Annotated in this window: 21 protein-coding genes; 9 read left to right on the forward strand and 12 right to left on the reverse strand. The window is 62.3% G+C overall.

Features of this window, described 5'->3' with window-relative positions; all coding sequences use genetic code 11:
* Positions 1–21: 21 nt before the first annotated feature.
* Entirely contained in the window at positions 22–1,665 is a 1,644-nt protein-coding gene (locus tag NA29_RS20720; RefSeq protein ID WP_039401150.1) for a methyl-accepting chemotaxis protein, read from the forward strand.
* On the opposite strand, the gene NA29_RS20725 is transcribed toward NA29_RS20720, so the two are convergent.
* Genes NA29_RS20725 through NA29_RS20740 form a run of 4 tightly spaced genes read right to left on the reverse strand, consistent with a single transcriptional unit; the run spans position 1,640 to position 5,754 of the window.
* On the reverse strand, positions 1,640–2,539 hold the full coding sequence (locus NA29_RS20725) for an ABC transporter permease (protein ID WP_039404135.1): 900 nt from the start codon (positions 2,537–2,539) through the stop codon (positions 1,640–1,642). The two genes, NA29_RS20720 and NA29_RS20725, sit on opposite strands and share 26 nt — an antisense overlap.
* A gap of 53 nt (positions 2,540–2,592) precedes the next feature.
* Positions 2,593–3,477 (reverse strand): ABC transporter permease, encoded by an 885-nt coding sequence (locus tag NA29_RS20730; protein WP_095178478.1) that lies wholly within the window; start codon positions 3,475–3,477, stop codon positions 2,593–2,595.
* Positions 3,474–4,568 carry an ABC transporter ATP-binding protein gene (locus tag NA29_RS20735; protein WP_039401153.1) on the reverse strand — a complete coding sequence of 365 codons (1,095 nt, stop codon included), beginning with the start codon at positions 4,566–4,568 and terminating at the stop codon, positions 3,474–3,476. Before NA29_RS20735 ends, NA29_RS20730 begins: the two co-directional genes overlap by 4 nt.
* A 10-nt stretch (positions 4,569–4,578) precedes the next feature.
* Positions 4,579–5,754, reverse strand: coding sequence for an extracellular solute-binding protein (locus tag NA29_RS20740; protein ID WP_039401156.1), 1,176 nt, complete (start codon positions 5,752–5,754; stop codon positions 4,579–4,581).
* Positions 5,755–6,062: 308 nt separating this feature from the next.
* Between NA29_RS20740 and NA29_RS20745 the strand changes: the two genes are divergently transcribed.
* The 3 genes from NA29_RS20745 to NA29_RS20755 all read left to right on the forward strand — a co-directional run bounded on the left by NA29_RS20745 (position 6,063) and on the right by NA29_RS20755 (position 9,648).
* The gene (locus NA29_RS20745; RefSeq protein ID WP_039401159.1) at positions 6,063–7,337 is read left to right on the forward strand and encodes a glucarate dehydratase family protein; all 1,275 of its coding nucleotides are present in this window, start codon (positions 6,063–6,065) and stop codon (positions 7,335–7,337) included.
* A 166-nt stretch (positions 7,338–7,503) separates the two neighbouring features.
* Positions 7,504–8,619, forward strand: a complete 1,116-nt coding sequence (locus tag NA29_RS20750) for a porin (protein WP_231965192.1) — start codon at positions 7,504–7,506, stop codon at positions 8,617–8,619.
* 282 nt (positions 8,620–8,901) lie between these two features.
* Positions 8,902–9,648: a FadR/GntR family transcriptional regulator gene (locus NA29_RS20755; RefSeq protein WP_039404139.1), complete on the forward strand. Its 747-nt coding sequence runs from the start codon at positions 8,902–8,904 to the stop codon at positions 9,646–9,648.
* A 31-nt stretch (positions 9,649–9,679) separates the two neighbouring features.
* Here NA29_RS20755 and NA29_RS20760 read toward each other — a convergent pair whose 3' ends face one another.
* On the reverse strand, positions 9,680–10,369 hold the full coding sequence (locus NA29_RS20760; protein ID WP_084103998.1) for a pyridoxamine 5'-phosphate oxidase family protein: 690 nt from the start codon (positions 10,367–10,369) through the stop codon (positions 9,680–9,682).
* A gap of 92 nt (positions 10,370–10,461) precedes the next feature.
* Here NA29_RS20760 and NA29_RS20765 point away from each other — a divergent pair, with 92 nt between their 5' ends.
* Positions 10,462–11,310, forward strand: coding sequence for an AraC family transcriptional regulator (locus tag NA29_RS20765; RefSeq protein ID WP_072633348.1), 849 nt, complete (start codon positions 10,462–10,464; stop codon positions 11,308–11,310).
* A gap of 106 nt (positions 11,311–11,416) precedes the next feature.
* Positions 11,417–12,373, forward strand: a complete 957-nt coding sequence (locus NA29_RS20770; protein ID WP_039401165.1) for an alpha/beta hydrolase family protein — start codon at positions 11,417–11,419, stop codon at positions 12,371–12,373.
* A gap of 44 nt (positions 12,374–12,417) precedes the next feature.
* Here the strand turns inward: NA29_RS20770 and NA29_RS20775 are convergent, their stop codons facing one another.
* Both NA29_RS20775 and NA29_RS20780 read right to left on the reverse strand, forming a co-directional pair.
* Positions 12,418–12,750: an antibiotic biosynthesis monooxygenase family protein gene (locus NA29_RS20775; RefSeq protein WP_039401168.1), complete on the reverse strand. Its 333-nt coding sequence runs from the start codon at positions 12,748–12,750 to the stop codon at positions 12,418–12,420.
* 127 nt (positions 12,751–12,877) lie between these two features.
* Positions 12,878–13,846 (reverse strand): GlxA family transcriptional regulator, encoded by a 969-nt coding sequence (locus tag NA29_RS20780; protein ID WP_039401170.1) that lies wholly within the window; start codon positions 13,844–13,846, stop codon positions 12,878–12,880.
* Between the two features lie 100 nt (positions 13,847–13,946).
* On the opposite strand from NA29_RS20780, the gene NA29_RS20785 reads away from it, so the two are divergent.
* Complete coding sequence (locus NA29_RS20785; RefSeq protein WP_039401173.1) at positions 13,947–14,372, forward strand: MAPEG family protein; 426 nt, start codon at positions 13,947–13,949, stop codon at positions 14,370–14,372.
* Between the two features lie 33 nt (positions 14,373–14,405).
* On the forward strand, positions 14,406–15,095 hold the full coding sequence (locus NA29_RS20790; RefSeq protein ID WP_039401176.1) for a GNAT family N-acetyltransferase: 690 nt from the start codon (positions 14,406–14,408) through the stop codon (positions 15,093–15,095).
* Between the two features lie 27 nt (positions 15,096–15,122).
* Here NA29_RS20790 and NA29_RS20795 read toward each other — a convergent pair whose 3' ends face one another.
* Both NA29_RS20795 and NA29_RS20800 read right to left on the reverse strand, forming a co-directional pair.
* Positions 15,123–15,719, reverse strand: coding sequence for an HD domain-containing protein (locus NA29_RS20795; protein ID WP_039401178.1), 597 nt, complete (start codon positions 15,717–15,719; stop codon positions 15,123–15,125).
* Between the two features lie 72 nt (positions 15,720–15,791).
* On the reverse strand, positions 15,792–16,670 hold the full coding sequence (locus NA29_RS20800) for a LysR substrate-binding domain-containing protein (RefSeq protein WP_039401180.1): 879 nt from the start codon (positions 16,668–16,670) through the stop codon (positions 15,792–15,794).
* Positions 16,671–16,886: 216 nt separating this feature from the next.
* Here NA29_RS20800 and NA29_RS20805 point away from each other — a divergent pair, with 216 nt between their 5' ends.
* Positions 16,887–17,354 carry a lipocalin-like domain-containing protein gene (locus NA29_RS20805; protein ID WP_224786976.1) on the forward strand — a complete coding sequence of 156 codons (468 nt, stop codon included), beginning with the start codon at positions 16,887–16,889 and terminating at the stop codon, positions 17,352–17,354.
* A gap of 36 nt (positions 17,355–17,390) precedes the next feature.
* Here NA29_RS20805 and NA29_RS20810 read toward each other — a convergent pair whose 3' ends face one another.
* From NA29_RS20810 to NA29_RS20820, 3 genes are all read right to left on the reverse strand, one after another.
* Positions 17,391–18,266 carry a hypothetical protein gene (locus NA29_RS20810; protein ID WP_157127430.1) on the reverse strand — a complete coding sequence of 292 codons (876 nt, stop codon included), beginning with the start codon at positions 18,264–18,266 and terminating at the stop codon, positions 17,391–17,393.
* 52 nt (positions 18,267–18,318) lie between these two features.
* The gene (locus NA29_RS20815) at positions 18,319–18,984 is read right to left on the reverse strand and encodes a glutathione S-transferase family protein (RefSeq protein ID WP_039401188.1); all 666 of its coding nucleotides are present in this window, start codon (positions 18,982–18,984) and stop codon (positions 18,319–18,321) included.
* A 111-nt stretch (positions 18,985–19,095) separates the two neighbouring features.
* Positions 19,096–19,473 carry a hypothetical protein gene (locus NA29_RS20820; protein ID WP_197701864.1) on the reverse strand — a complete coding sequence of 126 codons (378 nt, stop codon included), beginning with the start codon at positions 19,471–19,473 and terminating at the stop codon, positions 19,096–19,098.
* Between the last annotated feature and the right edge of the window lie 212 nt (positions 19,474–19,685).

Genomic DNA, 19,685 nt, shown 5'->3' on the forward strand with positions numbered 1-19,685 from the left:
TCATTACACCGTCAGCCCCGAATGAGTGTGGCCGCCAGGCTCGGGCTGAGCTTCACCGTCATCCTCGCGATGATGCTCGCGCTGGCCGCACTCGCCGTGCTGCGTGTGCACGGCATCGAGCGCACGCTCACGAACATCAGCGACAACAACAATGTGAAGCAGCAATACGCCGTGAACTTTCGCGGCAGCGTGCACGACCGCGCCATCGCCGTGCGCGATATCACGCTGGCCGACGACAGCCACGTCGACGAAATCGTCGCGCTCATCGAGCGGCTGAACGCCGACTATCAGCGCTCTGCCGGACCGATGGACGCGCTCTTCGTGCCATCGAACGCCGAACGCGTCAGCGCAGAAGAACGCGACGATCTGGCCGCGATCAAGTCCATCGAAGCGCGTACGCAGCCGATCATCGCGCAGGTGATCACACTGCGCCGCGCGGGCGACCTCGAGGGCGCGCGCCGTCTCGTGCTCGAACAGGCGCGGCCGGCCTTCGTCGACTGGCTCGCCGCCATCAACCGCATGATCGATCTCGAAGACCGCACGAGTCATACGGAGTCGATGGCCGCCGTCGCGAGCGCGCACGGCTTTCAGACCGTGATGCTCGCGCTGGTGCTTGTCGCGCTGACGTGCGGCGCAGTCATGGCGTTTCTGATTACGCGTCAATTGCGACGCGCGCTCGGCGCAGAGCCGGACGACGTCAAAGCGCTGGCCCTAGCGGTGGATCGTGGCGAGCTGTATCACGAGTTCGACGTCGGTCGAGAGGCTGCTGATAAGTCGAATGCATCGAGCCGCGAACACGACACGAGCATCATGGCGTCGCTCGCGGAGATGGCGACGAATCTGCGCCATGCGGTCACGCAAGTGCGCCACGCGTCGCACGACGTGACGGCGATCAGTCACCGCATCGCCTCGGGCAACCGCGACCTCGCCGCGCGCACGGCCGAGCAGGCCAGCTCGCTTGAGCAGACCGCTGCCGCGATGGAGGAGCTGACGTCGACCGTCAGCCAGAACGACGACAACTCGCGCGGCGCGAACGATCTCGCACACCGCGCGGCCGAGATGGCCGAGCAAGGCGGTGACATGGTCGAGCAAGTGGTCACGACGATGTCGTCCATCGATACGTCGTCGCGCAAGATCGTGGACATCATCGCTGTCATCGAAGGTATCGCCTTCCAGACGAACATCCTCGCGCTGAACGCCGCCGTCGAAGCCGCGCGAGCGGGCGAACAGGGCAAGGGGTTCGCGGTGGTCGCGGCAGAAGTGCGCAGCCTTGCCGGACGCAGTTCGGCAGCCGCGAAGGAAGTGAAACAGCTGATCGACGCGTCCGTCGCGGAAGTCGCCTCGGGCACGACGCTCGTGCAGAGCGCGGGCAAGACAATGCGCGAGATCGTGGCGCGTGTGAAGCAGGTCAGCAATGCGATGGACGAAATCAGCGCCGCCAGCCACGAGCAGAAGCAGGGAATCGAGGAAGTGAATCGCGCAATTGCGCTCATGGATCAGGTGACGTCGCACAACGCGGCGCTGGTGGAAGATGCGGGGGCTGCCGCGCAAATGTTGCAGCAACAGGCGCAGGCGCTCACGCTGTCGGTCGGTCGCTTCCAGCTGGAAGCGACCGGAGCCAACAATGCAAACGCTGCGATCACTCGCCCTTCGGCGCTTCCTTGACGCGACTGACCAACTGCGTCGGACTCACGAATTGCAGCGCGATGAGCACCCACAGCAGCGTGATGGCCATGTAGATCATCGCCATCGCGTCGATGGACTGCGGGGCTCTCACGCCGGTCGAGAACACCGCGTAATAGAGCGCGACGACCAGCGTCTGTGTGTCCGGACCGGCGGTAAAGAACGTCAGCTCGAACATACCGATGGTGCGCACGAGCACGAGCAGACCGGCCGCGAGAATGCCCGGCACCAGCAACGGCAGCAACACGTGACGGAAGTATTTCAGCGTGTTCGCACCGAAAATGCGCGCCGCGGCTTCAAGGTTCGGATCGATCTGCTCGATGAACGGTGTCATCACCAGAATCACGAACGGTAGCGACGGCACGAGATTCGCGAGAATCACGCCCGTGAGCGTGCCGCCCAGCCCGACCTTGTAGAGCACGGTCGCCATTGGAATGCCGTACGTCACCGGCGGCACCATCAGCGGCAGCAGAAACACCAGCATCGCGAGCTTCTTGCCGGGGAACTGCGCGCGGGCCAACGCATACGCCGCAGGCACGCCCAGCGCAATCGACAACAGCACGACCGCGCCCACGACCTCGACCGTCACCCACAGCACATCGGCAAGTTGAAAGTCGCGCCAGGCCTGCGCATACCAATGCAACGTGAAACCTTCAGGCAGCGGTGTGCCGAACCAGCGCGTGGCGAACGAGTTCATCGTGACGGTGGCGATCATCAGCGCCACATTCACGAGGAAGAAGATCATCGTGCCCCAGACCAGCACGCGCCACAGACGCGAGCCGGGCCCCTCGCGGCGCATCTTGCGCCGGGCAATGGGTGCGGCTGCCGACTGACTGACGGGCGCCTGCGTTGTCATGAAATCTCCGTTCTGCGCGGCCAGCGTACCGGCCGGATTCTTGTCTGCGACACTCATCCTTTGCCTCCCGTGGTCGGACCGCTATAGAACGCCCGGCGCGCGCCGAGCATGCCCGCCACGATCAGCAACTGCACGAATCCCATCACAATCGCCACGCATGATGCGAGCGAGTAGTCGTAGCTCTCGAACGCGGCTTCGTACGCGGCAATCGACACCACGCGCGTCGCCCCTGCGGGCACGCCGAGCAGTACCGCCGACGGGAACACCGAGAACGCCTGCACGAACGACAGGCACGCCGCCATCGTCAGCCCCGGCACCAGCAGCGGCAGATAGATCAGACGGAATTGCTGCCACGGCCCGGCACCCAGCGTACCTGCCGCGCGAGCGAGCGTCGGATCGATACCGGTGACGTACGAGAGAATCAGCAGAAACGCGAACGGGAAACCCGAGATCACCAGCGAGATCAGCACGCCCCAATAGTTGTGCGTGAGACGCACTTCGTCGTGATACAGCCCCAACGCGTGCAGCGCCTGCGGGAACCAGCCGTTCGGCCCGTAGTAGGTCAGCATGCCGTCGGCGATGAGCACGGTGCCGAGCGTCACGGGCACGACAAGCAGCATCGTCACGAACTTGGACGCCCGCGTGCTCTTGCGCAACGCGAACGCCGCCGGGATCGATGCCCCCACGTTGATCAGCGTGGCAGGCACGGCGAGCTTGAGCGTGATGAGCACCGTCGGCCACAGCGTCGGCTCGGTGAAGAACTTCAGATAGTTCGCGAAAACGCCGCCGCCCTCCATCGGTTGAAACGACAGGAACAGACCGTACGCGAACGGATACACGAACATCGCGATCAGGCACACGAGCGCGGGCGCGACGAGCCAGCCGCGCCCGTCGGCACGCACCGCAGGTGTCATCGACACGGAAGCGGCGGCACTCATGCGCGATCTCCTGCGTAGACGAGCGTGCGATCGGCCGGCACGCGCAGCGGCACGCGCTCGCCGATGGCGTAATCGCCCGGCAAACGCGCGTACAACTGACCGAACGGCGACGCCACGCGCAGCAGCGAATCGCGACCGCCGTACTCCACCGTCTCGACCACCCCTTCGAAGGCGTTGTCGTTGGCAGCCGATGCACGCTCGAAATCGTCGGGACGAATCGCCACGCAAACCTTGCCTTCGACCTTGCCGCCGTTGGTCGGCGGCTCCATCAGCACGCCGTCGAACGACGCGCCGCCGCACGACACGCGGGCATGCTCGCCCTGTGCCGACGTGATCGACACGTCGAGCACATTGCGATAGCCCATGAAGCGCGCCACGTGCAGATTGCGCGGACGGCCGTACACGTCGCGCGGCGCACCGATCTGCTGCACCACACCCTCTTTCATCACGACGATGCGGTCGGCCATCGAGAGCGCTTCGTCCTGATCGTGCGTGACGTAAATCGTTGCGCGGTCGAGCTTGCCGTGAATACGGCGGATTTCGGCGCGCATCTCGATACGCAGCTTCGCGTCGAGGTTCGACAGCGGTTCGTCCATGAGCACAACCGGTGGCTCGATCACGATGGCGCGCGCAATCGCGACACGTTGCTGCTGACCGCCCGACAACTGCCCCGGCAACTTGCGCTCGTGCCCGACGAGTTGCACGAGCTGCAAGGCTTCGCGGGCGCGCTTCTCGATCTCGGCGCGCGGCACGCCGCGCATCCGAAGACCGAAGCCCACGTTATCGAGCACGCTCATGTGCGGGAACAGCGCGTAGTTCTGGAACACCATGCCGAAGCCGCGCTTCTCGCTGGGCAGCACGTCGATGCGCTCGTCATCCAGCCAGATTGCGCCGCCCGTGAGCGGCGTGAGTCCGGCAATACAGTTGAGCGCCGTCGACTTGCCGCAGCCCGAAGGCCCCAGCAGCGCGATGAACTCCCCACGCTCGATGGTCAGATCGAGGCCGTTCAAGGCGGCCACCGACTGCCCCTCGGCGTTGGTGAAGCTGCGCGCCACGTGGTCGAGGCGCAGTTGCTGAAAGTTGTGCTTCATGACGCAACCCTTATTTCGACTTCAGCGAACCGATTTCGGCATCCCACTTCTGGAATGCGGCCACCATCGCCGTCGCATCGAGCGGCACGGCATGCGGGAAATCGGCGATGAGCTTCGCGTATTCCGGACGGCCGTACTTCGCGATCGTTTCCTGGCTCTTCGCCGGGGCGGCGGACAGCGGTACGTCCTTCACCGCCGGGCCCGGATAGAAGTAGCCGTCGTCATACGTGAGCGCCTGCTGCGCAGGTTCGAGCATGAAGTTGATCAGCTTGAGGATCACCTCCATCTTCTCTTTCGCCACGCCCTTAGGCACGACCATGTAATGCGCATCGTTGACCCACGTGAACTTGTCGAACGACTGAATCCTGAACGTCGCGGGCACGATGCCCAGCGCACGCGGATTGATGTCCCAGCCGGTGACCGTGAGCGTCATGTCGCGGCTGCCTTCGCCCAGTTCCTTCATCACCGCCGACGTGCCGCCCGGGTAATACGGAATGCACGAATCGAGTTCCTTCAGGAAAGCCCACGTCTTGTCCCATCCCTTGATCGGGTCGTGCGGATCCTTGTCGCCGAGCAGATACGGCAGGCCCATCAGGAACGTGCGGCCCGGGCCCGAATTGGCCGGACGCGCATAAATCAACTTGCCCGGATTGGCTTTGCACCAGGAGAGCAGTTCAGCGGGGGTCTTGGGCGGGTTCGTCACCTTGGCCGGGTTGTATTCGACGAGCGGACCCGCAGGCATGAACGTGACGGCCAGGCCGTAGCCCTTCGACAACTCCTGCATCGCACGCACGTTCGGGGCGTACTTATCGAGCACGCCCGGCAGCTTCACGCTGTAGTCGGGGAGCAGACGTTGCCAGAGGTTTTGCTGGATACCGGCGGCGAGCGCGTCGGTGCCCGTCAGCACGATATCGATATCCGAGCGGCCAGCCGCTTGCATAGCCTTGATCTTGCCCGGGAGTTGCGGCGCAGGCGCATTGGTGAAGGTGATCTTCGAGACGAGATCCGGGTACTTGTCGCGGAACGCCTCGAAGCCCTTTTGCGTGAGCGCGAGATTGCCGGCCACGTCGACGATATTCAGCGCAACCGGTGCAGCGGCTGCCGTGCTTGCGATGCTTCCCAGTACGGCGGCACATGCCACCGCACCGAGCGTGCGTTGCCAGAATCCCCTGCGGCTGAAGCTCATGCTGTCTCCTTTGGTTAAATTTCTCGTAAGTCATCATATGACTTGGGTATTCAATTTGCAATTGCGAGACATGCCAAAACACCCCAGAGGTTTCCCTTATAAATCGAGAAATCCTTGTTTAACCGGGCTTAAAACCCCTATTTCATCAGGATGCCGAGCATTTTGTCAGGGATTTCACCGATAGAGACGCGACCATTGCGTCACCTAAATTACGGCCAGTCATACGATGACGTAAAAGTTACACAAACCGCGAGATGGACGTCGCCTCCGACACCCGCGTTCCCGGTGGAGACCAAGGAAAAGTAGCCGTGAAAATTCAGCGCATCACGATCACCCCGATTGCCTTTCGCGACCCGCCGCTACTCAACGCTGCGGGTATTCACGAACCGTATGCCCTGCGCTCGATCATCGAAATCGAGACCGATAACGGACATGTCGGACTGGGCGAAACCTATGGCGATGCGCCGGTGCTCACCCTGCTCGAAAACGCACGTCCGCTGCTGATCGGCATGGATCCGTTCGACACGAACGGGCTGCGCGAGCGGGTCGCTTCTGTCGTGCGTCAGGGCGTTCGCGGCGAGCGCGTGGAATACGAACTCGCGCCGGGCACCGATCCACGCAAGGACGCCGAGAAGCTCTACTCCGCGTTCGAAGTCCCGTTTCTGGATTTGCAGGCGCGGCATCTGGGGATACCGCTCGTCGAACTACTCGGCGGTGCGGTGCGTCAGGAAGTGCAGTACAGCGCGTATCTGTTCTTCAAGTACGCGCAGCACATCGATGCGCCGTACGCACCGGATAGCTGGGGCGAGACGCTGAATGCCGAGCAGCTCGTCGCTCAGGCGCGCTTCATGATCGACACCTACGGCTTCGGCAGCATCAAGCTCAAGGCCGGGGTGCTGGAACCGGCCGAAGAAGTGAAGTGCCTGAAGGCCATCAAGCGCGCATTCCCCGACAAGCCGTTGCGCATCGATCCGAATGGCAACTGGTCGCTCCCGACGGCCATTGCGATGGGACGCGACCTGGCGGGCGATCTCGAATACTACGAAGACCCCACGCCCACGCTCGAAGGCATGGCGCAATTGCATCGTGCGACGGGCATGCCGCTCGCCACGAACATGGTCGTCACCGATCTGCGGCAATTCCGCGAGAACGTGCGCCTGAACGGCGCGCAGATCATCCTCTCCGATCACCACTACTGGGGCGGACTTCGCGACACGCAGTTGCTCGCGCGTATGTGCGAGACGTTCGACATCGGCCTGTCGATGCACTCGAACTCGCACCTCGGCATCAGCCTGATGGCGATGACGCATCTGGCGGCGAGCGTGCCGCGTTTGTCCTATGCCTGCGACACGCACTACCCGTGGCAGGAAGCCGACGAGGAAGTCGTGCGCGGCGGAAAGATCGAGATTCGCAACGGCGCGGTCGCCATCACGAAGGCCCCCGGACTTGGGCTCGAAATCGATCAGGACCAACTGGCCAAGCTCCACGAGCAATACCTGCGTTGCGGCCTGCGTACGCGCAACGACGCGGTGCAGATGCGCAAATACCGGCCCGACTGGCGCGGCAAAGCACCGCGTTTCTGAGCGCTCGCTCCCTCGACAGAACACCACGGCAACACCACAAAAGCAGCACCGCTTCACACAAAAACGAAGTACGCGAAGTCCAAGAAAACACATCACAAGAGGAGAAGTCGTGAGACATTCGAAACTGTTTGCCGGGCTCGTATTGGCCGGTCTCGCCGCCGGTGCAATGCCGGCGTTCGCACAGTCGAACGTGACGCTGTACGGGATCGTCGACGATGCACTGACCTACAGCAGCAACCAGAACGGCAAGTCGAACACCTATCTGCGCAACGGCAACCTCGCGGGCAGCCGCTGGGGCCTGCGCGGCACGGAAGATCTGGGCGGGGGCACCAGCGCACTCTTCCAGCTGGAAAACGGCTTTGACGTGAATAACGGCGCATTCAGTTCGTCGGGCGTGATGTTCAACCGTCAGGCGTTCGTCGGCGTGAAGAACGCACAGGTCGGCACGGTCACCATCGGCCGTCAGTACTCGCCGTACTACCTGATGGTCGGCACGATCGGTCCCGTCGCGTATGTGACGGGGGCGACCGGCGCGCACCCGGGCGATATCGACGGCCTCGACACGACCATCCGCATCAACAACTCGGTGACGTACACGTCGCCGGTACTGTGGGGTGTGACGGCCAGCGTTCAGTACGGCTTCGGCGGTCAGGCCGGTGCGATGGGCAAGGGCAACACGTTCTCCGGTGCGTTGCGCTACGACGGCGGCCCGGTGTCGCTGGCGGCAGGCTACCTGCGGATGAACAACATCGGCGGCGGCACGACCTGGAACAGCGCGTCTACCGGTGTACCGGGTACGTCGGCCGTCAATCAGGGCTATGTCACCGCCGACTCGCTGCAACACATTGCGGTGGCCGGTATCTACACGCTCGGTAGCCTGACGCTGGGCGCGAGCTACAGCAACGTGCAGTACAAGCCGGGCGCGGCGTCACTGTTCCACGACAGCGCGATCTTCAACACGGCTGGGGTGCATGCGTCGTGGATCGTCGCACCGCAGTGGCGTCTGGCGGCGGCGTACAGCTACACCGCTGCCTCGAAGGCCAACGGCATCACCGACGCCGCGACCTACCATCAGGTGTCGCTCGCGCAGGTGTACTCGCTCTCGAAGCGCACGTCGCTGTACGCGCTCGAAGCGTGGCAACACGCCAATGGCAAGTCGATCTCGGCGAACGGCGTGAGCATCATCAACGCGGGGCCGGTGGTCGGCGACTCGCAGAACAGCACGCCGTCGGCGACGAGTTCGCAGTTCGTCGGCATGCTCGGCATCCGCGTCGATTTCTGATGCCGGTCTCTAAGGGGTCTAAGAGGTCCAATAGGTCCAAGAGGTAACGCCGTCCGGACCGACGCTGTGCGCGTGCCGGACCGGATGGCAGCAAGTGCTGGAGAGTGGTCGCGAGAAGTCGCACGAAGCAGTCTTTTCGGCCGCCAGCGCCCGGTAGCATCGGGGCTGTGGCGTTGGCGGTCGATTCTTATCGGTTGTCGTATGTATGCGACGGTCGATAAGGTAAACTGGGGGCGTTTTTGCCATTTATCGTCACCCACAATTCCAACCGACGCCATGTCCATGACCAGCCCGTTGCCCGCACGTCCTCGCCGCAAGTCTCGCAGCCTCACGGAGGAGGTGGTGAGCGCCTTGTCCGAGCAGATTCGCGCCGGCACGTTCCGTCCGGGCGACAAGTTGCCGACCGAGTCGGCCATCATGGAAAGTCTGGGCGTGAGCCGCACGGTGGTGCGCGAAGCGATTTCGCGGCTGCAGGCGGCACAACTGGTGGAGACGCGTCACGGCATCGGCACCTTCGTGCTCGAAGCCCCGCGTGAGAATGCGTTGCAAGTCGACACGAACAGCATTCTGACGATGCTCGACGTGATGGCGATTCTGGAGCTGCGCATCTCGCTCGAAACGGAGGCGGCAGGTCTGGCGGCGAACCGTCGCACGGACGCGCAACTCAAGGCCATGCGTCAGGCGCTGGACGACTTCGAGATGCACGTGCGTCAGCGCACCGGCAATGCCGTGACGGCCGACGTCGCCTTCCACCTGCAAGTGGCGAGCGCGACCGGCAACCGCTATTTCCACGACATCCTCGAACAGCTCGGCAACACGATCATTCCGCGTACGCGCGTGAACTCGGCAGCGCTTGCCGACGACGATCAGGTGTCGTATCTCAATCGCGTCAATCGCGAGCACGAAGACATCTACAACGCGATTTCGCGCCGCGACCCGGAAGCCGCGCGTGCCGCGATGCGCACGCACCTCACGAACAGTCGCGAGCGTCTGCGCCGCGCGCAAGAGTCGGCCGGCACACAGAACTAAGCGCTCTCGCGCGGTTCCGGCACGCAGGTCATCAATAGAGGTCGCCGCGCACCGCGCGGTAATACCCCGCGTCGATCTCGCTGGCGCGGGCAGGGTCCATCCCTGTGAGCGCCGCCTTCATATCTCCCATCGACGGTACGGCCTTGCGCTCGAGGTGCGACTCGGCACGCCAGAGCTTCGCGCGATTGATCGCCTTGCCGCAGTGAAACAGCACTTCGTCGACGCTCACGACGATGGCTGTCTTCGGCGTGCGCTCACCTTCCTTCAGTTGCGCGAGCAACACCGGGTCGACGGCAATGCGCGCATGACCGTTGATACGCATAAAGACCTCCAGCCCCGGGAACAGGAACAGCATGCCGATGCGGTCGTCTTCGGTCAGATTGCGCAGCGACGCGATGCGGTTGTTGCCGGGCCAGTCCGCGAACACGACCGTCTTCTCGTCGAGCACTTTGACGAAACCCGGCGCGCCGCCGCGCGGTGAGGCGTCGAGACCTTGCGCATTGCCGGTGGCCACGCAGAAGAACGTCGCGACATCGAGATAAGCCGTGTGGAACGGCAACAGGCGCGACATCACGCCTTTGAGGATCCCCTCGGATGGCGGATCGTAAAGGGCATCGAGATCGACATGAGCGGGATCCAGATGAGCGGAATCGGCGGACGTTGCGGATGCCGATGACTGGACGGCGTCACCCGAACCGGCGGGATAGATTGGCAGCGACATGGCGATGCTCCTTCAAAAACATGCGACGAGCTTATCGCGACGTCCAATGGCGCTGATAGACTATCCAAGCCATTCAATAGCGAAATGACGCCATGGAATTACCCGACCACCTGAAGCCGAAAATGGCGCGCGTGCAGATCATGGGCGCGAAGGACCCGCCGCTGATCGTGCTGGTCGGGCGAGAGAGCGTGCCGCGCGCATCGCAAACGCACCATCACCCCTCCGGTCAATTGCTCGGATTGTTCAACGGCCTGATCTCCGTGCGCACCAATCTCGGCACGTGGGTCGTACCGACGTCGCGCGCCGTCTGGGTGCCGCCGCATTGCCCGCACGCGGCTTTCTCTCACGGGCCGTTCAACGGCTGGGCGGTGTACGTGCGTCCGGACCACTGTGCGGGCTTGCCGGATCAGCCACGTGCGATCGAGGTCTCCGGATTGCTACGCGAGGCGGTGGTGCGCGCCGGTCAGTGGGCGCTGGGCGAGCCGGACCGGACACAGGCGAACATCATGAATGTGATTCTCGACGAGATCGCAGCCAGCCCAGCCGACGCCTTCCGTCTGCCCATGCCAAGCCACCCTCGCCTGCGACGCATCGCCGCCGCCCTCATCGACGACCCGGCCAACGACCGCTCGCTCGACGCGTGGGCCGACTGGGCCAGCACATCGACGCGCACAGTGAGTCGGCGCTTCGTCGAGGAGACGGGGCTGACGTTCACGGCGTGGCGTCAGCGCGCGCGTCTGTTGCGCGGGCTGGAACTGCTCGCCGCCGGGCAATCCGTCGGGGCCGTCGCGCTGGACCTCGGGTATGACAACGCCAGCGCTTTCATCGCATTGTTCAGACGTACCTTCCACACCACGCCCGGCCGTTACTTTGCGGCGGACTCGGCGGAGATCGTCGACGTGGCGGATACAGGTGACGAAGGGTCCGAAGCCATCGATTGAAGCGACATCCTCAGCCGTTCGAACGAGTGTCGCTGTCACACAGCGCGAAGTACGATAGCGTCGGTTTGCAAGTCCACCTCGCTCATACGACACGATCGTCCCTCACATGACACGTTTCGCTGCTTGCGCACTCAAGCGCACCGGTTCGCTCTGCGCCACGGCGCTGACTGCACTCCTCGTCTCGGTGCCGACGTCGTTCGCGGCGACGGACGACACCTCGGCGCCACCCGCGAGCGCCGCCCCGTCGCAGACAGACGTTAAGCCTGAAATCGTCGGCATCGTCGTGCCCGGGGCAAGTACCTTCGGCGGCGACATCTCGATGCACACGGAGGTCTACAAACCGGCGGGCAACGGCCCGTTCCCCGTGCTGATCTTCGAGCACGGACGTGCGGGAGATCCGCTCGTTCGCGCGAAACTCGACGCCCCGATTCTCAAGGGTCACGTACGGTTCTGGCTCGCGCGGGGTTTCGCCATCGTTGCACCGATTCGCGTCGGCTATGGTCTGACGGGCGGGCCGGATCGGGAGAACTCCGGTTCGTCGTTCAAGAACGGGCAATGCGTGCGGCGTCCCGACTTCGAGAAGCTCGCGAAGGTCACGGCCGAAGCGAACCTCGCCGCGTTGAAGTGGGTGCAGGCGCAACCCTGGGCGGACAAGAATCGCGTGGTGCTGGAAGGCCGCTCGGTCGGTGGCTTCACGACCGTCTCCACGGCGGCCACGAATCCGCCGGGCGTCGTCGGTTACATCAACTTCTCCGGCGGCGCAGGTGGGTCGCCCGAGTTGTCGCCGCAACACAGCTGCGATCCCGAACAGATGAGGACGGTCTACGGCGAATTCGGCAAGACGACGAAGATCCCCGGGCTCTGGCTGTATGCGCACAACGATCAGTACTGGGGACCGGACGCCCCGAAGCAATGGTTCGACGCCTTCGCCGCGTCGGGCAGTCCGGCGAAGTTCGTCCACACGGAGGATGTCGCTGGGCACGACGGTCACATGCTGCTCACCTACGGCGGCAAGATGTGGTCGGGGCCGGTCAACGAATTTCTCAAGCAGATCGGGTTCTGAGCGTCGGGCGCTTCGCGGCGACGGGTTGCCGTGAAGTGTTGCCGTTACGTGTTTGCCGGGGCGTTGAGCACGTGCGGCAGCTTTCCGTCGCCATAAGTGCGCAGCACCTGTGAGATGACGACCTGGTAGCCGTTCAGCCAGTTCGCCTGCGCCGCCTTGGCTTCCAGATGCACAGGATGCCGAATCAACTGATCGAGCGCTTCGAGCGACGCCCAGTAGTACACGTTCGAGACCTGCCCGGTGGCAGTGTTCTCCCACGCCTCTTCGCCGAGATAGCCGGGAATGCTGCGTGCTGCCTGCGCGATGGTCTGATCGAGACGGTGAAACGCGTCGTCGAACGACTTCGCGGCGAAGATGAACGTGGAGGCGTAGGTCATTACATGCGGCGGTGAAGGACGAGAACCCGGCAGGCGGGGCTGTGTGGCCTTGGTGTACAGGCGCCGCGATTCTCGGACATTTCCGGCGCGGTGTCCATGACGCGAACGCGCCCTACCACCGTTCACATCAATCGCTGCGAAGCTCCTTCACGGTACGACCGAGTTTGCGTCTGAGCAGATTGCGCAGGGTTGAGGCATCCGCATAGCCGACCTCTGTCGCGACGGTGTCGAGATCGCAGCCGTTCGACACCAGTTGTCGTGCGCGCTGAATGCGCAGGTCCTGAAAAAACGCCAGCGGTGACTTGCCGAGCACCTGCTCCGTGCGACGTTGCAACGTCCGAACATGCACATGCAACGCCTGCGCGGCGTTCTCCAGCGAAAAACCTTGCGACATGTGCTCGCGTGCCCATCGTTCGAAGCGTTCGACGAGCGGGTCGGCATGCGCGAGAAAGTCCGGGATGATGTACTGCGCCTGCGACGAGCGGTTGTCGATCAGCAGGAAGCGCGCGACGTGCGACGCCAGCTCGGGGCTGGCCTGCCGCACGAACCACAGCGCGAGGTCGAGGTGCCCCATCGCCGCACCGGCCGTCACCCGCCCGTTCGACTCCACCACCATTCGCGAATCGCTCAGCTTCACCGTCGGATATCGCTCACGAAATAGCGGTGCAAGCGACCAGGTGGTCGTTGCTTCCTCGCCGTCGAGCAGGCCGCTGTCGGCCACAACGAATGTGCCGATGCATGCCGCCGCGATGCCGACGCCCTTTGCGCTCCACGTGCGCAGATACGACTTGGCGTCTTCGACGTCGCGTCGCGCCAGCGCGGGCACGAGGATGTCCGGCAGCTTGGCGTTCAATGCAGGGACGACCACCCAGTCGGGCAACTGGGTCAAGTGCTCGACGTCACGCGCCGGTTCGACGGCCATCGTCATCCCCAGCGCCGTCTTGATGCGCGACTTCGTGCCGACGACGCTCACGTCGAACGGCAAAACATCGGCCCCGCGCAGCATCGCGAGTTCGTTGGCCGTGCAGAGCGTATCGAGGATCGCAGTGAGGCCGGTGTCGAACGCGCCGTCCAGCGCAAAAACGCAAATCTTCATGTCGCAAATGACTCGAATATTGTCATTTGCGACTATATTCCTGTCGTCCTCTGAAGTCTAGAATCGCCGCATATTCAACGACTTCCAATAAGGGGACACCATGAAGCTCACGCCGGAACTGTATTACCTCACCCTCGTGGCATTGCTGACGGCGGCCATGTGGATTCCCTACATTCTGGCCGGGGTCGTGCAGCGCGGACCCATGCGCGCGATGGCTAACCCGGTGCCGGAAGTTGCCGCACAGACGTCCGGGGCCGCGACGCCTGCATGGATGCAACGCGCCAAACGAGCCCACGCCAACGCGGTGGAAAACCTCGCCGTCTTTGCGCCGCTCGTGTTGATTGCCGCAATAGTCGGAATTTCGACGCCCGCTACGGTTTTCGCGGCGAAGCTGTATCTGATCGCACGCATCGTGCATTACGTCGTTTATGTCGCCGGTATTCCGGTCGTGCGCACGTTGGCATTTCTTGTGGGTTTCGGTGCGACGGTTTCGTTCGCCACGGCGATTCTCGGACACGCGGTTTAAAGCGACATCAAGGCATCAGCAAGGGAAACGATCATGGAACACTCGAATCATTACCGTCTCGACAATCCGACGTGGAATGCACTGACGACGAAGCAATCCGCACTCGCGCAAGGGAATGAATTAGCACGTCGATACGAAGCGGACGTGGCGCCGTTTGCTGGTGTAGCAAATACGACGCAAGCGGCATTTCATGCGCTGGCATCGATCATTGCGCAAGGCGGCTTTGTGTTTCTGCCGTCGCTCGAAGCATTACCGCCGGTGAACGGCATTCATCACGATCACGTGTTTTCCGTGATTCAGATGGTGGATGCTGGCAATGTCGGCGCGCTTGACGAAGAAGGGGTTGAGCAACTCGGTGCGAGCGATGTGCCGGAGATGCTCGCGCTCACGGAGCGAACGCGCCCCGGGCCGTTCGGCAAGCGCACGATCGAGATGGGCAACTACATTGGAATTCGTGCAGACGGCGAGCTGATCGCGATGGCTGGCGAGCGTATGCGTCTGGACGGATATGTGGAAATCAGCGCGGTGTGTGTGGATGAGCGTCATCGCGGCAAGGGGCTCGCGGGACGCCTGATGAACATCCTTCGCCAACAAATCAAAGCGCGTGGCGATACCCCATTCCTTCACGTGAAGGATGACAACGAATCTGCTATCGCGCTTTACAAGCGCATGGGGTTCGAAACGCGTCAGACGTTTGTGATGAATCGGGTGGCGCGGGCCTGAGCGTTGAAGATTCGGCGGGCGATGCGCTTATTCGCCTGCTTGTCCGGCTTTTGCGATGCGTTCACGCGTAGCGTCGTCGATTCGCTGACGAACGCCACGAAGCGGCAATACGGCATCGGTGTACTTGCGTCCGTAATCGAGATTGAACGCGTAATCGAAGTCGGAAGGATTGTCGCCCTGCGTGTGTTGCAGCATGGTTTCGAGTTTATCCAGCGCTTTGACGGCACGCGCTTCGGGAGTTTTCGCATCCGCGTATTCGTCCCAAAGCGCGATGATCTTTTCACGCAGTGGCGCATCGAGCGGCGCACAGACTTCCATCAAGTCATTTCGCTCGACAGCATCCTTATCGATATCGCCACTTTGCTCCGTCGCAGGAACATCCCCGTGAAGCGCTTCACCGAGATCGTGGACGAGACAAAGCTCCATGATTTTCAGGCGGTCGACGTCGCCCAGCTGATCCATGAAAACCGTTGCCATCAGCCCGAGACGCCAGCTGTGTTCGGCCGTACTTTCACGGCGTCCGGACGAGGTGTGCGCGCTTCGCAGAACGTCCTTCAGACGCTCGCAGGTTCGCAGAAAATCCAGTCGTCCATCGATCGTTGCTTTGTCCGTTGCAGTGTCCATTCCGTACCTCTGGTGGCTCTTTTGGGGCAATTGAGCATTCTACGATTCGACGACGGGTGCGGCACGCAGAAACTATGCTGCGGCGAGGTTCGCGCCCGCACATTCCGTGACCACGCGCTTGAGCTGCGCCAATGCCGGTGACGTGTCCCGATGACCCGCATGCAGGCAGAGGGCAACCGACGGCAGCGGCGGCAGGCCCTCTTTTGTGCCGAGCCTCTTTAACGACGACGGCAGACCGGCCGCCGTTCTCAACGTGATGCCAAGTCCTGCGGCGACACCCGACCAAAGACTCTGCAGGCTCGCTGTCGTATAAGCCAGGCGCCACGAAATACCTGCGGCATCGAGCGCCTCGATGCCCGTGCGACGAAAGAAGCACGGCGGGTTGTACAGCGCGAGGTCCAAAGCGACACCTGGCGTCAGCACTATGTCGGCACCGACGGGTCCGATCCATGTCATCGGCAACATGGCGAGAGGCTCGGCATCGGACCGGCTTTCGTTTCCCATCACGAGGACAAGGTCGAGCTCTCCCCGGTCCAGCCGTTCGAGTAACACGCCGTTGCGTTCGACTGCGACTTCGACACGCACACCCGGATGCGTCTTCTTGAATTGCCCAAGCGCTGCGGGCAACCACGTCTCAGCGAAGTCGCCAGGCAGACCGAAGCGCACCACGCCCTCGACCGACGCCCCGCGAACCGCACGAACGGCTTCGTCGTTGAGATCGAGAATGCGGTGCGCATAGGAAAGGATCAGTTCGCCCGCGTCGGTTAGCATCAGGCCTCGCCCTTGTCGACGAAACAGCGGCTGACCGACCTGCGCTTCGAGCTTGCGCATCTGCTGACTGACGGCCGATTGCGAACGCCCGACGCGTTCTGCCGCGCGATTCAGACTGCCCAGTTGCTGCGTCGCAAGGAATGTCCGCAGGGCATCCATGTCGAGATTCGGGATCGTCATTATTCAGTTTTTCTGAAGCATTGATGCCGAATTATCGCATTTACTGCATCGTTCTTCTGGCTATCATCGGTGACTGTGCCGGGTCGATCTGCGTGTCCCGCGCGATCTCGCAAGCCTTCCCCGGCCATCCCTCTCACCTCCTTCCGGTCACAGAGATATCACCTTATGAATGCTCAGACGATGCTTAAGCGCTGCATGCTCGGCGCGGCCTTCTCGATGTGCATGCTATTGACGACGGGCGCTCAAGCCGCGCCGTCAACGGTTGCGCCGTCGCTCGCCGGTACGTGGACGTTGGTCGCGGCTGACGTCCGGCATCTGGACGGCTCTCTCGCGCGCGACTATGGCGCGGCGCCCAAGGGCCTGCTGGTGATCGACGCGAAGGGGAACTACTCGCTGCAAATTTTCAAGGCGGAACGCCCCAAATTCGCGTCGGGCGACAAGAGTGCGGGGACGCCCGCAGAGTACAAGGCGGCCGTCATGGGCTCCAGCACGCATACGGGCACGATCAGCATCGATCCGGCCGACGGCACGCTGACATTCCACATCCAAAACGCCTCGTTTCCCAACTGGGAGGGGGAACAGCAGAAGCGCAATTACGAACTCAAGGAAGGCGTGCTGAGCTACCGCGTGACGCCGCGTCCGAACGGCGACGTGCCGATCTCCGTCTGGCGGCGGGTAGACTGACGAGTCTCGAGACGGTGCCGTCGGAAAACGGCATCGTTACCGCTCTCGCACCATTCTGCGCACAGTGAAACCCGTCATTGCCAGAAAGATCAACATGGGGAACATCGCCGACCAGTGCAACAGGTTTTGTGCTTGCGGCGCGTACTCCCGAACATAGGCAGCAGTCATTACGCATTGCACCGTCATGAAAATCGCGAGTGCCATCAGCGACAAGCCTGCGGCCTTGCGTGCAGCACTTCTGTCTCCCCAAACGAGACCACCGAACAGCATGATCAATAACGCGACGACGAGGGTGCTGAAGGCTGTCGCGCCGGTCATCGCCACCGTATTCGCTGTCGCGGACGTGCCACTGAACAGCGCCATCAGCGTCACGAATATCAGCGCGATAGAAAAACCGTAGGCGCACAGGCCGAAAATGCGTCGAATCCTCTGTGCCATCGTTCGCGAATGCCACGCCTTGACGCGTTCCATCGGCACACGCAGAACGATCAGTAACGGCAGGCCTGCGACCAGAAGCGTCGACAGGTGAGTCATCGGCCCGCTCTTACCGATGAACCACGTCAACGCAAATCCGGAAATCATCTGAAGAATCAACAGCGGCTTCGCCCAGGCATGGCGTTGCATGAGCGCGACGGCACAGGCGGCACTCCAACAGGCACCCAGCACGACGAGCGCCAGTTGCCAGCCGACCGAAAGCGTCGAACCCGGAATCAACCCGGCAGCTGGCACCTGTTCGGATGCGAAAATCCAGTACAACGCCGGAAGCGTCGACATGACGCTAAACATGCACACGCAACCTGCCAATATGACCCGATCGGAATGATTCATTATTTTTAGTATGCCCAACGATTTCGACGATGTGAGACGACGTCGATGATTTCGCTTGTTGATGATTGGAATTCGCTGCGGCAACTTCCCCGACCGCAGACCAGGCAGATCTTCGCACGCACTACGACGCGTTGTCTCAGACGAATGGCGCAGTCAGCCTTTCAGTTTTCAGCACACGTTGCACCGCAGGCCGTGCAAGCATCCGCTGCAAATACTCACCGAGCAGCGCACGCTCGCGAGCCGGTTTGGCAAAGCCTCTTGTCCAACGACAGAGCATGAACGCATACGGATCAAGGATCGAGTATTCGTCGCCTAGCAACCAAGGGCCGCCGCTCGACTGAAGTTGCTGCTCCAGTTGCTCAAGCAAGGTACCGATCTTCGATTCGGCATGCGCCCGCACCTGATCCACCCCCGCCACGTTGCCGACGTCCACCCAACGCTCCGGGTAGAAATAGACAATCAATGCCGACTGAAGCGTGTTCGTCAGCCACATGAGCCATTTGTAAAACTCGGCACGTTCCTGCGTTGCCAAGCGGGGCGCCAACCGCGGCGCCATCTCGCTTTCAGGTGATGTGTCTGCCAGATGCAGACAAATAGCGGCCGTCTCATACAGCACCATGTCGCCGTCGACCAACACAGGAATCAATCCGTTGGGGTTCAGGCGCAGATATTCGGCTGACTTGTGCGCATTGTGATTACGATCTACCAGCACCAATTCGAATGGCTGGCCGATTTCCTCCAGAACAATGTGAGGGGCCATGCTGGCGTTGCTGGGGTAGTAAAACAGTTTCTTGTCGGTCATGTCTGTCGTCGATTTCCTAAATCGGGATCAATGCTGACGATAGTAATACCGACCACCCCCGCCGTTATCGAATAACAGTGAATTCGTGACGTTGCGGGGGCACCCACCCCATCAGACCGACACCTGCCGACGGCGGCGAAGTCCAATGAACGTCAGTTCGGCGAACACCAGCACGGTCACGATCTGGACACCGATGAAGGCCACGCCCAGCCCATTGGGCGCGATCCAGTCCGATGCCAGCAACAAGGCGCAATCGAGTGCCCAGATCACGTTGATGCCAATGACCGTCCACGCTGCCCCAGCGGGTAACGGAGTCCGTCGCACCAGCGAGATGAGCGCAGCCCCGTAGACAAGCAGGATAAGGCCCGTGACGCGCAGCCCGACGGCAGGCAAGTCCAGCAGCCCCGCCAGCGGAACCGCGGCGAGAACCTGCAAGAGTCCGACGGCACCGCTCACCAGCGCGTTGGCGAGCATAACGCGGGCAAGCATTGAAGCGCGGGAAGAAGCATGAAGCAAATGAAGCACGTTGTGACGCGAAGCCTCAGGCGAGGATTGATGCGATGACATCATGATGACCTCCATTGAAGTGAGCCCGATCCGGACAACGCGCCGATGGCAGCGTTGTTCAGGATGACGAGACGTCGTGTCTCGCTGGCTATAATCTTCTCGATTGCGCGACGCACCGTCGATTACCTGCGAGG

Source organism: Pandoraea sputorum (genome assembly GCF_000814845.2).
Lineage (GTDB): Bacteria > Pseudomonadota > Gammaproteobacteria > Burkholderiales > Burkholderiaceae > Pandoraea > Pandoraea sputorum.